Consider the following 17,400-nt stretch of genomic DNA (forward strand, 5'->3'; position numbering starts at 1 on the left):
ACGGGCCGCGGGAGACCCCTGCGCCACCGCCCCGACCTGCACGCGAACACACCCGTCCCACCGCCCGTTCTGTCGCCTTTCCCGCCGCCCCCGCACTGAAAGGTCCCTGCATATATAGGTCCCGTAACGGACCGTCGAGAGCGGCTGCATCGCCCTTGACACCCCTCTAGGTCTAGTCCAAGCTCCCCGTACTGGTCTAAACCATTGAGGACCAGGTCCCAGCCCCACGGGCAGTACTCGTCGTAAGTCACGCGGTGGGCAGGGGGGTTGCTGGCATCCCTGAGGAGGATGACGTGAATCGCAAGCTCATCGCGGCCGTCGGTGTCGCGGGCATGTTGATGTCGGTCGCTGCCTGCGGCGGCGACGACGGTGACGGTGGCGGCAAGGCGGGCGCCGACGGTTACAAGGGCCAGACCCTGACCGTCTGGGCGATGGACGGCTCCACGCCGCCCGGCTGGACCAAGGACGTCAAGGCCGCCTTCGAGAAGAAGACCAAGGCCAAGCTGAAGTTCGAGACCCAGCAGTGGAACGGCATCCAGCAGAAGATCACCACCTCGCTCTCCGAGGAGAACCCGCCGGACGTCATCGAGGTCGGCAACACCCAGACCCCCGCCTACGCTGCCACCGGGGGCCTCGCCGATCTGACGGACCTCAAGGAGGAGATCGGCGCCGACTGGACCAAGACCCTCAACGAGTCCTCGGTCTTCGACGGCAAGCAGTACGCGGCCCCGTGGTACTTCGCCAACCGCGTCGTGGTCTACAACAAGAAGGTCTGGGCCGACGCCGGCATCGAGGACACCCCGAAGACGCGGGCCGAGTTCCTCGACGCCCTGAAGACCATCGACAAGAAGACCGACGCCGAGCCGCTCTACCTGCCCGGCCAGAACTGGTACTTCTTCGGCGGCCTGACCATCGGCCAGGGCGCCGACCTGGTGAAGAAGGAAGGCGACAAGTACGTCTCCAACCTCGCGGACCCGAAGGTCGGCAAGGCCATGGAGCTCTACAAGCAGTACCAGTCCTACTCCAAGGCCCCCAAGGACAAGGACGAGGCGACCCCGCAGCAGGCCGAGGTCTTCGCCAAGGGCGACGTCGGCGCCTTCATCGGCATGGGCTGGGAGGCCGGTACGGCCATCGCGGCCAACAAGAAGATCGAGAAGGACATCGGCTACTTCACCATCCCCGGTGAGACGGCCGACGAGCCCGAGGGCGTCTTCCTCGGCGGCTCCAACTTCGCGGTCGCCGCGGGCAGCAAGAAGCAGGAGCTCGCCAAGGAGTTCCTGAAGATCGCCCTGTCCGACAAGTTCGAGGGCGCGCTCGCCAAGGAGAACGGCGTCATCCCCAACAAGGAGTCGCTGCAGATCAACCTCGCGGGCAACGCCGCGGCCGAGGCCGCTGCCCCCGCCGCGTCCGGCGGCGGCACCACCCCGCTGATCCCCGAGTGGGCCGCCGTGGAGAACGAGCCGAACCCGATCAAGGCATACATGACCGCGGTCCTGAAGGGGAAGTCGCCCGCGGCCGCCGCCAAGCAGGTCGAGGCGGAGATCAACAAGCGGCTCGCGCAGAGCAGCTGATCACCTCCGTGCCGGGGACGGCCCCTTCCCCGTGACGGTTTCCCCCGTCCCCGGCACGCCGGCGCATCCGACTGCGAATCCCGATGGTGGAAGAGATGGCGAGCATGTCAGTGCAGACCGAACGCACGGACACGGGCAAGGCCGCGGGGCCCGGCGTCCGCAAGACCGACGTACCCCCGCCCGCCGACGGCACGGGGACGGGCCCGGCCGGCCGGCGCGGCGGCGCCTCCGCCCCGTACCTGCTCCTGCTGCCCGCCCTGCTCGCCACGGTGATCCTGCTCGGCTGGCCGCTCGTCAAGAACGGCATCCTGTCGTTCCAGAACCTCAACCCGCGCCAGCTGATCCTCCACCTCACCGAGTGGCGGGGGATCGACAACTACACGGATGTCCTGAGCAGCGCGGACTTCTGGAAGGTCGTCCAGCGCACGGTCGTCTTCACCGCGGTGAACGTCGTCCTCGTCATGCTGCTCGGCACGCTCGTCGGCCTGCTCCTCGCCCGGCTCGGCAAGCGCATGCGGCTGGTGCTGATGCTCGGTCTGGTACTGGCCTGGGCCATGCCGGTGATCGCCGCGACCACGGTCTACCAGTGGCTGTTCGCCCAGCGCTTCGGCGTCGTCAACTGGCTGCTCGCCAAGGCGGGCTGGTCGTCGATGGCCGACTACAACTGGTTCGGCAGCCAGCTCTCCACCTTCTCCGTGATCACCCTGCTGATCGTCTGGCAGTCCATCCCGTTCGTGGCGATCAACCTGTACGCCGCCACGACCACCATCCCCAAGGAGCTCTACGAGGCCGCCTCCATCGACGGGGCCGGCACCTGGAAGAGCTTCACCTCCGTGACCTTCCCCTTCCTGCGGCCGTTCCTGTGGGCGACGACCTTCCTCGAGGTCATCTGGGTGTTCAAGGCGTTCCCGCAGATCTTCGCCATCAACAAGGGCGGCCCCGACCGGCTCACCGAGACCCTGCCGATCTACGCGTTCGTCGAGGGCCCCGGCAACCAGCACTACGGCATGGGCGCGGCGATCTCGTTCCTGACGATCCTCATCCTGCTCGCCCTGACCGCCTACTACCTGCGTACCGTTCTCAAGCAAGAGGAGGACGAGCTGTGAAGCGCTCCGTCTCTTCCACGGTGTCCCGGCTGTGGCCCAACGCGACGGCCCTCGTCCTCTTCGTGGTCTTCGCGTTCCCCGTCTACTGGATGTTCGCGACCTCGCTGAAGCCGAGCGGCGACATCATCTCGGACACCCCGGTCTTCGTACCGACCGACATCACCTTCGACCACTTCCGGAAGGCGCTCGACGCCGACAACTTCTGGACGCTCGTCGGCAACTCCCTGACGGTGACCGTCCTCGCGGTGGTCTTCTCCCTCGTCATCGCACTGCTCGCGTCCTTCGCGCTGGCCCGTATGCGCTTCAAGGGCCGCCGCGGATTCCTCCTGACGTTCATGATCGCGCAGATGGCCCCCTGGGAGGTCATGGTCATCGCGATCTACATGATCGTGCGCGACGCCGACCTCCTGAACAGCCTCGTCCCGCTGACCGTCTTCTACATGATCATGGTGCTGCCCTTCACCGTCCTGACGCTGCGCGGGTACGTCGCCGCCGTGCCGAAGGAGCTGGAGGAATCGGCGATGGTGGACGGCTGCACCCGCAAGCAGGCATTCGTGAAGGTCATCTTCCCGCTGCTCGCCCCCGGGCTCATGGCGACCTCGCTCTTCGGCTTCATCACGGCGTGGAACGAGTTCCCGCTGGTCCTGATCCTCAACAAGGACGTCGAGAAGCAGACGCTCCCGCTGTGGCTCTCCAGCTTCCAGACCACGTTCGGCGACGACTGGGGCGCCACCATGGCCGCCGCCTCGCTCTTCGCCATCCCGATCCTGGTCCTCTTCGTCTTCCTCCAGCGCAAGGCCGTCAGCGGACTGACCTCCGGCGCCGTGAAGGGATAACGCCACCCGATGACCACCCTCGCCCCCGGCACGGACACGCTGACCCGTGATGCCCTCGCCGTCCTGCAGCCCGGCTTCACCGGGACCTCCGCTCCTTCCTGGCTGCTGCGGCGGCTCGGCGAAGGACTCACCTCCGTCGGTCTCTTCGGCCGCAACATCGCCTCGCCCGACCAGCTCGCCGCCCTCACGGCCCAGTTGCGCGCCGAACGCGACGACGTCCTGGTCGCCATCGACGAGGAGGGCGGTGACGTCACGCGCCTGGAGGTGCGTACGGGGTCCTCGTTCCCCGGCAACCACGCGCTCGGCGCGGTCGACGACGTGGCCCTGACCGAGTCCGTGGCCCGCGAACTGGGCCGCCGGCTCGCCGCCTGCGGTGTGAACCTCAACTGGGCGCCGTCCGCCGACATCAACTCCGACCCCGGCAACCCCGTCATCGGCGTACGGTCCTTCGGCGCCGACACCGACCTCGTCGCCCGGCACACCGCCGCGTACGTCCGGGGGCTCCAGTCCGCCGGAGTCGCCGCCTGCACCAAGCACTTCCCGGGGCACGGCGACACGGCGGTCGACTCCCACCACGCGCTGCCGCGCATCGACGCCGGACTGCCGCTCCTGGACTCCCGTGAACTGGCTCCGTTCCGCGCCGCCGTCGCGGCCGGCACGCGGGCCGTGATGAGCGCGCACATCCTGGTGCCGGCCCTCGACCCGGACCGTCCCGCGACCCTCTCCCGCCGCGTGCTCACCGGGCTGCTGCGCGAGGAGCTCGGCTTCGACGGACTGATCGTCACCGACGGCATGGAGATGCAGGCCATCTCGGCGACCTACGGCATCGAACGCGGCAGCGTCCTCGCGATCGCCGCCGGCGCCGACGCCATCTGTGTGGGCGGCGGACTGGCCGACGAGGCGACGGTCCTGCGCCTGCGGGACGCGCTGGTCACGGCCGTCCGCACGGGCGAACTCCCCGAGGAACGGCTGGCGGACGCGGCGGCCCGGGTACGCTCCCTCGCCTCTTGGACGGCCACCACCCCGACCGGCCCAGGCGCACCGGACGGGTCCTCGGCACCGGTGCCCGCATCGGCGTCCGCCGCCGACGGTCCCGAGATCGGCCTGGTGGCGGCCCGGCGGGCGCTGACCGTCACCCGCGGAGAGCACTACGCACCGCTCACCGAGGCGCCGTACGTCGCCGCCCTCACCCCCGTCGCCAACATCGCCGTCGGGGACGAGACCCCCTGGGGTGTCGCCGCCGAACTGCGCCGCGCCCTGCCGGGCACGGAAACCGGCAGTTTCACGGGGGAGGGAGCGGGGGCCGAGGTGCTCGCGGCCGCCGGGTCGCGCCGCGTGGTCGCCGTCGTCCGCGACGCCCACCGGCACGCCTGGATGGCCGAGGCGCTCGACACGCTGGTCACCGCCCGCCCCGACACGGTCGTGGTCGAGATGGGCGTACCTCAGGCACCCCCGCGCGGCGCCCTCCACGTCGCCACCCACGGCGCGGCGCGTGTGTGCGGTCTCGCGGCGGCGGAGGCGATCACCGGGGCGTGATCCTGCCGACTGCCGCGTGCCGACTGCCGGCACGCGGACCGAAAAGGGCTGCGACGGGGCCGGGTTCTCCGCGGGGAACCCGGCCCCGTCGCATACCGCGGCGGTGTCGGCGCCGGTGTCGGCTCCGGGTTCGTCGAGGGCCGGTCGCGCAGTTCCCCGCGCCCCGAGGCACCCGGTGAGCTGCGGTTGCGCAGCCCGCCGTGCCTTCGGAACTCCGGAAAGCCTGCGGCAGGGTCCGTCGGTCCCGGGCCGTGCCTAGATGCCCTGCCAGGCCGGCTTGTTGGCGTAGGTGTGGCGGAAGTAGTCCGCCAGCTTCAGCTTGGACGCGGCCGCCTCGTCGACCACGACCGTGGCATGCGGGTGCAGCTGGAGCGCGGAGGCCGGGCACACCGCGGCGACCGGCCCCTCGACGGTCGCCGCCACCGCATCCGCCTTGCCCTCACCCGTGGCGAGCAGCACCAGGTGCCGTGCCTCCAGGATCGTCCCGATGCCCTGGGTGATCACGTGGTGCGGCACCTGCTCCATGTCGCCCTCGAAGAACCGCGCGTTGTCGATCCGCGTCTGCTCGGTCAGCGTCTTGATCCGCGTCCGGGAGGCCAGCGAGGAGCACGGCTCGTTGAACCCGATGTGCCCGTCGGTCCCGATGCCCAGCAACTGCAGGTCGACCCCACCCGCCTCCGCCAGCGCTCTGTCGTACGCCTCGCACGCCGCCCGCACGTCCCCGGCGGTCCCGTCCGGCCCCATGAAGGCGGCCGGGTCGAGCTCCAGCGGCTCCAGCACCTCGCGCCGCAGCACCGACCGGTACGACTCGGGGTGCTCGGCCGGCAGCCCCACGTACTCGTCGAGCTGGGCGACCCGCGCCCGTGAGGCGTCCACGGCTCCCGCCCGCACCTTTGCCGCCAGCGCCTCGTAGATGGGCAGCGGTGACGAACCGGTGGCCACCCCGAGCAGGGCGTCGGGTTTGTGCCGGAGCAACTCCGCCATGGCCCCGGCAATGAGCTCGCCACCCGCCTTGGCGTCCGAAACGATGACAACTTCCACGCTGGGCCTGCCGTTCTGAAGGGGAACTCACCTGCGTATGTGGTATAGACCAATCTAGCAGAACGCGTCTCACGCGGTCCTGTCCGCGAGCGCGTCCATGTCCGCCCCCTTCGCGTTTCCCTAACGGTCGCTACAGAAAAAACCGTACGACATCGCACGGCTTTTCTCTAGTGCCCGCTATAAAATCCACTCCATGGTGAACAGTCAGACGGCCGGGGTGAACAGTCAGGCGGCCGACCGGCAGCCCGTACCTCCCTCCGGAGCCGGCCCGGGGCCCGGAGCCGGGCCGGGCGGCCGCGGGCGGGGCCGTGGCCGCCCCCGCTCCTTCGACCGCGAGACCGCGCTGGAAAAGGCGGTCCTCGCCTTCTGGGAGCACGGCTACGAGGCGACCTCCGTCTCCGGCCTCACCGAGGTCATGGGCATCGGCGCCCCCAGCCTCTACGCGGCCTTCGGGGACAAGCGCTCCCTCTTCGAAGAGGTCGTGAACGCGTACGGCACGCGGTACGGCTCCTTCTGCGGCCGCGCGCTCGCCGAGGAGCCGACGGCCCGCGCCGCGGTGGAGCGGCTGCTGCGCGAGGCCGCCGCGGAGTACACCGAGCCCGGCCGGCCGCACGGCTGTCTGATCATCCACGCCGCCACCAACTGCACCACCCCCGAGGTGGAGGCATCCCTGCGGGCGCGGCGCAACGCCGACATCGCCGCCGTCGAGGACCGGATAAGAGCAGGTGTCGCAGCCGGGGAACTCCCCGCGGACACGGACACGGCAGCTCTGGCCCGGCACACCGGCGCCATGCTCCAGGGAATGTCCCAGCAGGCACGGGACGGAGCCGCCAGGCAAGAGCTGGAAGCACTCGCGGAACTCGCCACGCGCATCTGGCCCCGCCCCTGAACCGTCCGGGGCCGGGCTCCGTGGTGGATGACGGGCACGAGTTGTCAAATCAAAAGACAACAACAAACACCCGGCGACGCATGGACAGTCAGAGTGGTCTAGTCCAGAATCGAAGGCAAAGCTCCAGAAGGCAACTGAATGACCGAGTCTCCGCCCTCCCCGCACAGGAAGGCGGATCGAGGAGCCGGCGCTCTCTGCCCTGACTGCACCGGATCCTCGTCCTTCGGCCGATCGGGACCGCACACCCCGCGGCCGTTGTTGCTCCGGGCTGCGGTGCCGGGAGGGTTGAGGGTCCCTCTCAGGCGCCGCGGCCCGCGGGTGCCCCAGGGGCCTCCGCGAGCAGCTGATCTCGGGCTTTGCCGCACGGGTCGCGTACGCTCGCACACGTGCCCTCCATGAACGACCTCGTACGCCAGCACACCGCCCTCGGTGACTCCGACCTCGAGTGGCTGCATCTGCTGGTCTCGGAGTGGCAGCTGCTCTCCGACCTCTCCTTCGCCGACCTCGTCCTGTGGGTTCCCACCCGCGACGGCACCCGCTATGTCTCGGTCGCCCAGATGCGGCCGAACACCGGCCCCACCTCGTACCAGGACGACATGGTCGGCCATCTCGTCCCGCGCGGCCGCCGCCCCATGCTGGACGCCGCCCTGGACGAGGGCCGGATCGTGCGGGAGGGCGACCCGGAGTGGCGCGAGGAGGTCCCCGTACGGGTCGAGTCCATCCCCGTGCGCAGGGAGAGCCGCGTCCTGGGTGTCATCGCCCGCAACACCAACCTGCTCACGGTGCGCACGCCCTCGCGCCTTGAGCTCACCTATCTGCAGAGCGCGTCCGACCTGGCCCAGATGATCGCGGCCGGCTCCTTCCCGTTCCCCAACCAGCAGGTCGACATGGATGCCTCACCGCGCGTGGGGGACGGCCTGATCAGGGTGGACGCGGACGGCGTCGTCCAGTACGCGTCGCCGAACGCGCTGTCGGCGTACCACCGGCTGGGGCTCGCCGCCGACCTGGTCGGCCATCACCTCGGCAGGACCACCGCCGAACTCGCCCCCTCGCGCGGCCCCGTGGACGAGGCGCTGGCCAAGGTCGCCAGCGGCTGGGCGCCCCGCGAGTTCGAGATCGAGAGCAACGACGGCGTGATCCAGCTGCGCGCGATCCCGCTCAAGCCGAAGGGCACGCGCGTCGGTTCCCTGGTCCTCCTGCGCGACGTGACCGAACTGCGTCGCCGCGAGCGCGAGTTGATCACCAAGGACGCGACCATCCGGGAGATCCACCACCGGGTGAAGAACAACCTCCAGACGGTCGCGGCCCTGCTGCGCCTCCAAGCCCGCCGCATCGAGTCCGACCGGGGCCGCGAGGCCCTGGAGGAGGCGGTGCGCAGGGTCGGCTCGATCGCCATCGTGCACGAGACGCTCTCGCAGAACCTCGACGAGCGCGTGGAGTTCGACGAGATCGCCGACCGGGTGCTCGCGATGGTCGCCGAGATCTCGCCGGGCAAGGTCACCGGGCGGCGCACGGGCCGCTTCGGCATACTCGACGCCGAGGTCGCGACCCCGCTCTCCATGGTCCTCACCGAGATCCTGCAGAACGCGCTGGAGCACGGCTTCCGCGAGGGCGAGCGGGGCACGGTCGAGGTGTCCGCGGTCCGCGGCGGCACGTCGAAGGAGAACCGCCTCCTGGTCACGGTCCAGGACGACGGGGTGGGACTGCCGGAGGGATTCGACCCGCACCGCTCCGGCAACCTCGGTCTGCAGATCGTACGAACGCTCGTGGAAGGTGAGCTGGGCGGCACCTTCGACATGGTCCCGGGCCCGGAGCGCGGCACCCAGGTCGTACTGGACATCCCGGTACGGACCGCCAAGTAGCCGAAGTGGCCGAAGCAGCCGAAGCAGCCGAAGTGACCGAAGCAGCTGGAGCAGCTGGAGCAGCTGGAGCAGTCAAGCGGTCCAGGTGGCCCGGAACCCCACCGGGCCCACCGGCCCCGCCCACCCGTCTCGTCTCATTACTTTCACGAACACTCTGCGTAATCTCCACCGTCGGACCCACCGTTGGACCCGGCGTCGAACGCAACAATGAGCCCCGGACCATGGAACGGTCCGGGGCTCACAGTGTCATTCGGTTCTGCGCATCGGGGGTACTGCGCGCTGCGGCTCGGGGGCGGGAGATGCGTACTCGCTGTACGCGCCGCCAAGCTCAGGCTGTTGTGGGGCGGGTTGTCAGGCGGAGGCCTGACGGGCCCTGTTGCGGGCGGCGCGGCGCTTCATCGCGCGGCGCTCGTCCTCGCTGAGACCACCCCAGACGCCGGAGTCCTGGCCGGACTCGAGCGCCCACTGCAGGCACTGCTCCATGACGGGGCAGCGACGGCAGACGGCCTTGGCTTCCTCGATCTGCAGCAGCGCAGGACCGGTGTTGCCGATGGGGAAGAAGAGCTCCGGGTCTTCCTCGCGGCAAACGGCGTTGTGACGCCAGTCCATGGCTGCTACCTCTCCTTGGTATTACATGCACTTTGCTTGTGAATGTGAACGCTTTCACGAATCCCTCAACAAGTGAAGGGCCGACTACCAGACGGACTGGCGTGGTCCTTTGAAGTGAGGAGGGGTTCCGGCGCTCTGTGGGGGCGATGTTGCGGCCCGTCCCGAGCGCCACGTAGAGACTCGCAAACCTCAGCGGCGGATACAACCCCTACCGGAAAGTTTTTTTTGATTCCTCGGTGTCGACTAGGTCACAGCCGTACTTCCATGGGGTGGATCCTGGCCTAAACGTTCGAGTGGAAGGACTTTAGCCCGTTCCGCTCACACAATCACACGCAGTGCACGGCGAACGCCTGTGAACGCGACACTCGTACGCAGTCCGAGGTGGTCGCCGTCCATCTGCAGGGGGAGCGGGACCTTCGAATGCAAGGTGAAGTCGGTCAGATCGTGCAGGGACACCGCGTGCCTGCCGTGGGGTCCGCGTTCAGGGGACGAAGTGAGCAACTGGGTGCCATACCGGGCAACCGCACCCGTCGACATGCGGCTGAGACCGAGTACGTCGAGGCCGGTATCGAACGAGGCCTTAGGCGACGCGTACACCGGGCGATTGCCCAGATACGTCCATGGAGAGGTGTTGCAGACTATGGACAGCACCAAATCGGTCACCGGCTCGCAGTCGGACCGCTCCAGGGTGATGGTGCCGCGGCGCCGGTGGGTCTCCCCGAAGAACTGGCGCATCGCCTGACGCAGATAGAGCGAGTGCGTGGAGCGTTTGCCGCGCTCGCGGTGCTGTTCGACGCGGCCGACCACGCCCGCGTCGAAACCGAGGCCCGCGTTGAAGGTGAACCAGCGGGCGGGGACGGCCTCGTCCTCGCTGCCTGGGGTGCCGGCCGCGAGACCCAGGCCCACCGTGCGCTGCCGGCCCTCGCGCAGGGCGTCCAGGAGGGCGCCCGTCGCCTCGACGGCGTGGTTGGGGAGGCCCAGGGCGCGGGCGAAGACGTTGGTGGAGCCGCCGGGGACGACGGCGAGGCCGGGCAGCCGGTCGGGGTCGGGGCCCTCGTGCAGCAGACCGTTCACGACCTCGTTGACCGTGCCGTCGCCGCCGAGGGCCACGACCAGTTCTATGTCCTTGCTCTCCGCGGCCTGCCGGCCGAGGTCCCTGGCGTGACCGCGGTACTCGGTGGTGACCGCCTCGAGTTTCATCTCGCTCGCCAGCGCGTGGATCAGAACGTCACGCGTGCGTGCGCTGGTGGTGGTTGCCGCCGGATTGACCACGAGAAGTGCACGCATGCGATGCAGCGTACCTACCGCGTGGTACCCGTCCCATACCGAGGTGGGACAGGGCGGGGGAAGGGACGGCGCGGTGAATGCCCGCCGAACACCCGGAGAGCGCACCGGGGCCGTGGCCGGACGGGGGCGAGGGCTACCCTTCAAGAGTGAGCCCTGAGCAGAATCCCACCCCGCAGACCCTGGACGCCGAGCCCCGCCCCGGACGGCTGACCGCGGCGGCCGCGCTGGCCGCGCTGGAGGGGATCGCCCTCGTCACCGGGGGCGTCTACCTGCTCGTGATGGGTCTCTCCGGCCATCCGGACGACCGGAGCCAGGCGGTCACCGGCGGGGTGACGCTGATCGTGCTCGCCCTGCTGCCGCTGCTCGCCGCACGGGGTCTGCTGCTGCGGCGCGGCTGGAGCCGGGGGCCCGCGATCATCACCCAGATCATGGCCCTGCCCGTCGCGTACAACCTGCTCCAGGCCGACAGTCTCGCCATTCCCGGGGGAATCGTCCTGGCGGTGGTGGCGGTCGCGGCGCTGGTGCTGATCCTGAACCCCGAGACGACACGGGCGCTGGGAATCACCGGACCGGACGGAGTGCGCGAACGCCGGTAGCGGGCGACGCGCCGAGGGCGGAGGACGTACGCGTCCGCAGCCGCCCGGAGACCTCCGCGGCCGTCCCGCGGACGGCGCGGCCGGGCGCCCTCGTGCCGCGCGGTTCCCCGCGCCCCTTCACGGGGCGCGAGTCGTGGGACGTGCTACTCCTCCACCAGGAGCTTCTCGCGGAGCTGAGCCAGCGTCCGGGCCAGCAGCCGGGAGACGTGCATCTGGGAGATGCCCACCTCCTGGGCGATCTGTGACTGGGTCATGTTCGCGAAGAAGCGCAGCAGGAGGATGCGCTTCTCGCGCGGGGGGAGGTCCTCCAGGAGCGGCTTGAGGGACTCGCGGTACTCCACGCCCTCCAGCGCCTCGTCCTCGGAGCCCAGGGTGTCCGCGACGGCCGGGGACTCGTCGTCCGTGTCGGGGACGTCCAGGGACAGCGTGGAGTAGGCGTTGGCCGACTCCAGGCCCTCCAGGACCTCCTCCTCCGAGATGGCCAGCTTCTCGGCCAGCTCGTGCACCGTGGGGGAGCGGCCGTGCTGCTGCGAGAGCTCCGCGGTCGCCGTGGTCAGCGCGAGCCGCAGTTCCTGCAGCCGGCGCGGCACGCGTACGGCCCAGCCCTTGTCCCGGAAGTGCCGCTTGATCTCGCCGACGACCGTCGGGGTCGCGTACGTCGAGAACTCGACGCCGCGCTCCGGGTCGAAGCGGTCGACCGACTTGATCAGGCCGATGGTGGCGACCTGCGTGAGGTCGTCCAGCGGCTCGCCGCGGTTGCGGAAGCGGCGCGCGAGGTGCTCCACGAGCGGCAGGTGCATACGGACCAGCTGGTTGCGCAGCTCCGCGTACTCCGGGCTGCTGCCGTCCAGCTCGCGCAGCCTGATGAACTTGGCCCGCGCCCCGCTCCGGTTGTGGGGGTCGTGCTGTGCTCCCGCCGCGCCGTCGTCGGCGTTTCGTTCGTGCTCGTGCTGCTCGCTCATGATCCCGCCCGTCACCCGCCGCCGCCCTTCCAAGGACGTCCCCCCAGACTCCGTCCGGGGGGACCCCCACTGCGCGGCAACGTCTGGATCGTGTCGCCCGTCACTGCCGGAGAGCGCCTCGCGCCCGTCCTCGCCGATCGGCTCTCCCGGAGCCGTCCCGGCCGCCGGCGGACCGCTGTCCTCCGGGTGCGGCCGGGCCTGCTGCTCGGGAATGCCGTCGATGCCCTCCGCCAGGCGCCGGGGCCCGCCCGGACCGTCCTCGCCCCCGGCGGAGAGTTTTCGTGTGCCGCGCTCTTCATCCCGCACCGGCCCGTCCCCGTTCCTCACGCCGGCCCGGGTCCCGCGCCGCGCTGTTTGTAGAGGCTGATCGAAACGGTTCTGTCGTCGGCCACCGAGGAGGAGACCTTGCCCGCGAGTGCCGACAGCACGGTCCAGGCGAAGGTGTCCCGTGCGGGGGCGTGGCCGTCGGTCGTCGGGGCCGAGACGGTCACCTCGAGCGAGTCGTCGATCAGGCGGAAGACACAGCTGAGCACGGAGCCCGGCACCGCCTGTTGCAACAGGATCGCGCACGCCTCGTCCACGGCGATGCGCAAGTCCTCGATCTCGTCGAGGGTGAAGTCCAAACGCGCCGCGAGGCCGGCCGTGGCCGTGCGCAGCACCGACAGGTAGGCACCCGCAGCCGGCAGCCTGACTTCGACGAAGTCCTGGGTCGCGGGCTCGCCTGCGAACTGGGACACCCTCACCTCCAAGGTGGTACAAGCTTTTTCGGGGGCCGAGGGTCGACCCCCGGTATGACGCGCATCATGGTTCAGCGGTGACGCTATCGCGCTCTCAGGTGTCCTGTCCCCGGGACCCCGACCCCTTGCTGTCACTCATAGTAAACCTATGGATACGGACAGTGGCTAGGGGTCTGCGGGCCCAATTAGGAAGAGCGCGCGCCGGATTGACGTACCCAGACGCCAGACGGTCGAACCGTCCGGACCCCACGTCACACCAGTACGTGGTCGACGAAGCACCAGCGCCAGCTCTCACCGGGCTCGAAGGTCCGCATGATCGGGTGCTGCGTCTCCTTGAAGTGTTCCGTGGCGTGTCGCATCGGCGACGAGTCGCAGCAGCCCACGTGACCGCAGCCGAGGCACAGCCGCAGCTGTACCGGATGGGTACCCGCCGCCAGGCACTCGAGGCAGGTCTCGCTCTGTGGCGCGGGTTCCGGATGCGGCAGCGCGTCGGCGTGCGTGCACTGTTTCATGATTGCCAGATTACGTCGGACGTGCGGAAATCCGCGCAGAAACGAAAGCGGTCCCATAGCGATGCATGTGATGCCCCTGCTCCTGCTCGTCGCGGGCAGCGCCGCCGTCGCGGGCGCCGCGCGCCGCACCCCGGTGCCCGCGCCCCTGCTTCTCGTCGCCGCGGGACTGGCCGTCTCGTACGTCCCCGGGGTGCCCGAGTACACCCTCGACCCGCACGTGGTCCTGCCGCTGCTGCTGCCCCCGCTGCTCTACACGGCCGCCACGGACAGCTCGTACCTCGATCTGCGGGCGCAGCTCCGCCCCGTGGCGCTGCTCTCGGTCGGGTACGTACTGTTCGCGACGTTCGTCGTGGGCTGGGCCGCGTACGTGCTCGTGCCGGACCTGTCGCTCACCGCGGCACTGGTGCTCGGCGCGGTCGTGGCACCGCCGGACGCGGTGGCGGCCACGGCGGTGGCGCGACGGGTCGGGCTGCCGTCACGGGTCACCACGATCCTGCAGGGCGAGTCGCTGGTGAACGACGCGACCGCGATCACCGCCTACAAGGTGGCCCTCGCGGCCGCGGTCGGCGAGGGCGCGACCTGGGCGGGCGGCATCGGCGAGTTCCTGCTCGCGGCGCTGGGGGGCATCGGTGTCGGGCTCGTCCTGATGGTGCCGATCCACTGGATGCGCACGCACCTGAAGGAGGCGCTGCTGCAGAACTCGCTGTCGCTGCTGACCCCCTTCTTCGCGTACGCGGTCGCCGAGGAGGTGCACGCCTCCGGGGTGCTCGCCGTGGTCGTCGTCGCGCTCTACCTCGGCCACCGCAACTGGGAGGTCGACTTCGCGACACGGCTCCAGGAGGAGGCGGTCTGGAAGATGGTCGCGTTCATCCTGGAGTCGGCGGTCTTCGCCCTCATCGGCCTCCAGCTCCCGGTGATCCTGAAGGGCCTCGGCGAGTACGAGGGGGTCAGCGCGGCCTGGTACGCGGTGGCCCTCTTCGTGATCGTCGTCGTGACCCGCTTCGCCTGGGTGTACCCCGCGACCTTCCTGCCGCGCCTGCTGTCCGCGCGGATCCGGGAACGGGAGGAGAACCCCACTTGGAAGGGGTCCTTCGTCATCGGCTGGGCCGGCATGAGGGGCGTGGTCTCGCTCGCCATCGCCTTCTCGATCCCGCTCACCGTGCACGACGGCGAGGAATTCGCCGGCCGCAACATGATCCTCTTCCTGACCTTCACGACGGTGATCGGGACGCTCGTCGTCCAGGGACTGACGCTGCCGCCGCTGATCCGCGTGCTGAAACTACCGGGACGGGACCAGCAGGCCGAGACGCTCGCGGAGGCGAACGCCCAGGCGCAGGCATCCCGCGCCGCCGAGAACCGCCTGGAAGCACTCCTGTCCGACGAGCGCAACGCTCTCCCGCAACCCCTGGCCGACCGTCTGCGCGCGGTGCTGGAGCGTCGTCGCAACGCTGTCTGGGAACGCCTCGGCCAGGTCGACGCCGTCACCGGCGAGACGGCGGACGACACCTACCGGCGGCTGTCCCGGGAGATGATCGGCACCGAACGCGAGGTGTTCGTGAAGCTGCGTGACGGCCGCCACATCGACGACGAGATGCTGCGGACCCTGCTGCGGCGCCTGGACCTGGAGGAGGCCGCCGCGTTCCGGGAGACGGCCTAGGAGACGTCGGGCCTGCCCGTGACCACGGCCGCGACCGTCGTCCCGCGCGGGAACGCGCCCTCCTCGACGAGGGACACGAGTCCGTACAGCGACTTGGCGACATAGAGACGTTCGACGGGCAGGCCGTGGCGTCGCCCGAAGTCCGCCGCGAACGCGTCGAGTCCAGGCGGCGTACGGGCGTAGCCGCCGAAGTGGAAGCGCTCGTCCAGGGACCACTCGCCGCGCGGCCCGCCGAACGCCGCGTCCTGGAGGGCACGTATCTCCGCGCCGAGGAAACCGCCCCTGAGCACCGGGACGCCCAGCGCGCGCTGACCGGGGGAGAGTCCCGCGGCCAGGCCCGCCAGCGTGCCGCCCGTACCGCAGGCCAGCGCGACGACGTCGGCGTGGCCGCGCAGTTCCTCGCCGAGGGCCGTGCAGCCGCGCACGGCGAGGGCGTTGCTGCCGCCCTCCGGAACCACGTACGCCTCCTCGCAGGCGGTCGCCCGCAGCAGCGCGGCCCGTGTCTCCGGCTCGTCCTTGCGGCGGTAGGCCGATCTGTCGACGAAGTGGAGCCGCATGCCGTCGGCCGCGCACCGTGCGAGGGACGGGTTGAGGGGGCGGTCGGCGAGCTCATGGCCCCGGACCACACCGACGGTGGGCAGTCCCAGGAGGCGGCCGGCCGCCGCGGTGGCCCGCAGGTGGTTCGAGTACGCGCCGCCGAAGGTGAGGACCGTACGACCGCCCGCCGCCGCGAGGTTCGGGACCAGCTTGCGCCACTTGTTGCCGATCAGCTCCGGGTGGATCAGATCGTCCCGTTTGAGCAGCAGCCGCACGCCGTGCCGCGCGAAGCGCTCGTCCGCGACCTCCTGCAGCGGCGACGGAAGGCGCGGCCGCAGGACGTCGGGGTCGATGGCTCGGGGAAGGTCGGCGCCGCTCACACCGACCATTGTCGGACACGTATCCGAGCGGCACGCGAACTGTTCCGCGCCCCGGGCGGAAGACGGAGTTCCGCCGAAGACGCAGTTCCGCCGAAGACGGACTTCCGCCGAAGGCGGGCAGGCAGGAGCCGGGCAGGCCCGGAGACGGCCGCGGTACCCGCGGCCGACGGTCCGGAAGGCCCGCCCGCTGCTTCCGGGAGGCCGTCCGCTACTTCAGGCGCTCGGCGATGCGGGCCCGCATCGAGGCCATGGTGAAGCCCCGCGGATCGATCTTGCCCGGCTGCCATTCGAGATGGCCGATCACCGAGCGCTCCGTCCAGCCGTGGTGGCGGCAGACCGCCGCCGCGGCCCGCTCGACGGCGTCCAGCTGGGCCTCGGGCCAGGGGTCCTCGCCGTCGCCGAGGTTCTCGCACTCGAAGCCGTAGAAGTGGCGGTTGCCGTCGGTGTTCGCCTCGTTGTCCGACGGCAGTGCCTTCTCCGCGATGACCGCGCGCAGGACCTCGTCGTCGCCGAGGCCCGCGTGGTTGGAGCGGCCGTAGCCGACGAGGTGGACGCGGCCGTCCTTGGTGATGACTCCATGACACAACGGGCCCGGCAACCCGCTGTACCCGTCACGGCATATCTCGACCGTCCGCGCGCTGCCCGACGTCACCGTGTGGTGGATCATCACGCCGTGGACCGGGCCCCAGGGGCCCTTGTGGTTGCGGTTGTGCTGCTCCCAGTCGCCGACCTCGACGACGGTGACGCCCTCCGCCTTCAGCCGGCTCAGAAAACTGCTCGCGGACATGGGTGGGGCCATGGCCGCCTCCTCACAGGGCGCGGCGGCCACCCGCCGTGGCCGCCTCGTACCGCTGTTTGTACCCGCAACTCGCTTGAACGGACCACTTCTTCGCGCGGCGGGCGAGCCGGCCCGGCCGGTGGCACGGGCGCATCGCCTCAGGCGCGCAGGAAGCCGTCCCCGTGCGTCGCGATGTGGGTCTCCACGGCCTGGAGGGCCTGCTGGGTGGCCTGCGGGGAGCCGCTGCCGCGCCGCTCCGCGAGGTAGGCCGCGCCGAGGTTCTTCAGCAGATCACCGCCGGCCCGCTGTGCCTGCACCTCGTCGATCTTCTGCTTGCCCTGGGTGAGGCCGCGCTGCGCCTGCTCTTTCGCGCGGTCCAGAAAACCCGCCATGACCGTCTCCTCCGTAGTCGTCCGTGTTGCCGGTTGAACGGGCGGCCCGATCTTGGAGTTCCCGGGAGGAAGGAGGGTCCTTGACCCCGCGGTGCCTGCCGTACCCGTGGTA

Annotated in this window: 17 protein-coding genes; 8 read left to right on the top strand and 9 right to left on the bottom strand. The window is 70.2% G+C overall.

Translation table 11 applies throughout. From position 1 onward, the window contains the following. The first annotated feature begins 293 nt into the window (after window positions 1-293). The 4 genes from KM933_RS01755 (at window position 294) to KM933_RS01770 (ending at window position 5,049) form a co-directional block, all read left to right on the top strand. Entirely contained in the window at window positions 294-1,571 is a 1,278-nt protein-coding gene (locus KM933_RS01755) for an extracellular solute-binding protein (protein ID WP_221347964.1), read from the top strand. A gap of 104 nt (window positions 1,572-1,675) precedes the next feature. Next, entirely contained in the window at window positions 1,676-2,677 is a 1,002-nt protein-coding gene (locus tag KM933_RS01760; RefSeq protein ID WP_221348113.1) for a carbohydrate ABC transporter permease, read from the top strand. After that, entirely contained in the window at window positions 2,674-3,513 is an 840-nt protein-coding gene (locus tag KM933_RS01765) for a carbohydrate ABC transporter permease (protein WP_221347965.1), read from the top strand. Before KM933_RS01760 ends, KM933_RS01765 begins: the two co-directional genes overlap by 4 nt. A gap of 9 nt (window positions 3,514-3,522) precedes the next feature. After that, the gene (locus KM933_RS01770; protein WP_221347966.1) at window positions 3,523-5,049 is read left to right on the top strand and encodes a glycoside hydrolase family 3 protein; all 1,527 of its coding nucleotides are present in this window, start codon (window positions 3,523-3,525) and stop codon (window positions 5,047-5,049) included. Window positions 5,050-5,304: 255 nt separating this feature from the next. On the opposite strand, the gene nagB is transcribed toward KM933_RS01770, so the two are convergent. After that, complete coding sequence (nagB, locus tag KM933_RS01775) at window positions 5,305-6,090, bottom strand: glucosamine-6-phosphate deaminase (protein ID WP_221347967.1); 786 nt, start codon at window positions 6,088-6,090, stop codon at window positions 5,305-5,307. A gap of 193 nt (window positions 6,091-6,283) precedes the next feature. Here nagB and KM933_RS01780 point away from each other — a divergent pair, with 193 nt between their 5' ends. Together KM933_RS01780 and KM933_RS01785 are read left to right on the top strand one after the other, a co-directional pair. Then, on the top strand, window positions 6,284-6,979 hold the full coding sequence (locus KM933_RS01780) for a TetR/AcrR family transcriptional regulator (protein ID WP_221347968.1): 696 nt from the start codon (window positions 6,284-6,286) through the stop codon (window positions 6,977-6,979). Between the two features lie 386 nt (window positions 6,980-7,365). Next, window positions 7,366-8,841 (top strand): sensor histidine kinase, encoded by a 1,476-nt coding sequence (locus KM933_RS01785; protein ID WP_221347969.1) that lies wholly within the window; start codon window positions 7,366-7,368, stop codon window positions 8,839-8,841. Window positions 8,842-9,192: 351 nt separating this feature from the next. Here KM933_RS01785 and KM933_RS01790 read toward each other — a convergent pair whose 3' ends face one another. Together KM933_RS01790 and KM933_RS01795 are read right to left on the bottom strand one after the other, a co-directional pair. Beyond that, window positions 9,193-9,450, bottom strand: a complete 258-nt coding sequence (locus tag KM933_RS01790) for a WhiB family transcriptional regulator (protein WP_016639615.1) — start codon at window positions 9,448-9,450, stop codon at window positions 9,193-9,195. A 318-nt stretch (window positions 9,451-9,768) separates the two neighbouring features. Beyond that, the gene (locus tag KM933_RS01795) at window positions 9,769-10,737 is read right to left on the bottom strand and encodes a diacylglycerol/lipid kinase family protein (protein ID WP_221347970.1); all 969 of its coding nucleotides are present in this window, start codon (window positions 10,735-10,737) and stop codon (window positions 9,769-9,771) included. A gap of 146 nt (window positions 10,738-10,883) precedes the next feature. Between KM933_RS01795 and KM933_RS01800 the strand changes: the two genes are divergently transcribed. Continuing rightward, entirely contained in the window at window positions 10,884-11,333 is a 450-nt protein-coding gene (locus tag KM933_RS01800) for a hypothetical protein (protein WP_221347971.1), read from the top strand. Between the two features lie 143 nt (window positions 11,334-11,476). Here KM933_RS01800 and KM933_RS01805 read toward each other — a convergent pair whose 3' ends face one another. The 3 genes from KM933_RS01805 to KM933_RS01815 form a co-directional block, all read right to left on the bottom strand. Continuing rightward, on the bottom strand, window positions 11,477-12,622 hold the full coding sequence (locus KM933_RS01805) for an RNA polymerase sigma factor SigF (RefSeq protein WP_221347972.1): 1,146 nt from the start codon (window positions 12,620-12,622) through the stop codon (window positions 11,477-11,479). Continuing rightward, on the bottom strand, window positions 12,619-13,032 hold the full coding sequence (locus KM933_RS01810) for an ATP-binding protein (protein ID WP_149511589.1): 414 nt from the start codon (window positions 13,030-13,032) through the stop codon (window positions 12,619-12,621). Before KM933_RS01810 ends, KM933_RS01805 begins: the two co-directional genes overlap by 4 nt. A 251-nt stretch (window positions 13,033-13,283) precedes the next feature. Continuing rightward, on the bottom strand, window positions 13,284-13,544 hold the full coding sequence (locus tag KM933_RS01815) for a UBP-type zinc finger domain-containing protein (RefSeq protein WP_221347973.1): 261 nt from the start codon (window positions 13,542-13,544) through the stop codon (window positions 13,284-13,286). Between the two features lie 61 nt (window positions 13,545-13,605). On the opposite strand from KM933_RS01815, the gene KM933_RS01820 reads away from it, so the two are divergent. Beyond that, window positions 13,606-15,201 carry a Na+/H+ antiporter gene (locus KM933_RS01820; protein ID WP_221347974.1) on the top strand — a complete coding sequence of 532 codons (1,596 nt, stop codon included), beginning with the start codon at window positions 13,606-13,608 and terminating at the stop codon, window positions 15,199-15,201. Here KM933_RS01820 and KM933_RS01825 read toward each other — a convergent pair. The 3 genes from KM933_RS01825 to KM933_RS01835 form a co-directional block, all read right to left on the bottom strand. Further along, a complete protein-coding gene (locus KM933_RS01825; protein ID WP_308013213.1) occupies window positions 15,198-16,118 on the bottom strand; it encodes a 1-aminocyclopropane-1-carboxylate deaminase/D-cysteine desulfhydrase in 921 nt (306 codons plus the stop codon). The genes KM933_RS01820 and KM933_RS01825 overlap by 4 nt on opposite strands. A 208-nt stretch (window positions 16,119-16,326) precedes the next feature. After that, a complete protein-coding gene (locus KM933_RS01830) occupies window positions 16,327-16,917 on the bottom strand; it encodes an N-acetylmuramoyl-L-alanine amidase (protein WP_221347976.1) in 591 nt (196 codons plus the stop codon). Window positions 16,918-17,054: 137 nt separating this feature from the next. Then, complete coding sequence (locus KM933_RS01835; protein WP_221347977.1) at window positions 17,055-17,288, bottom strand: hypothetical protein; 234 nt, start codon at window positions 17,286-17,288, stop codon at window positions 17,055-17,057. Window positions 17,289-17,400 lie beyond the last annotated feature (112 nt).

The sequence above is a fragment of the Streptomyces beigongshangae genome (assembly GCF_019710745.1).
Classification (GTDB): Bacteria; Actinomycetota; Actinomycetes; order Streptomycetales; family Streptomycetaceae; genus Streptomyces; species Streptomyces beigongshangae.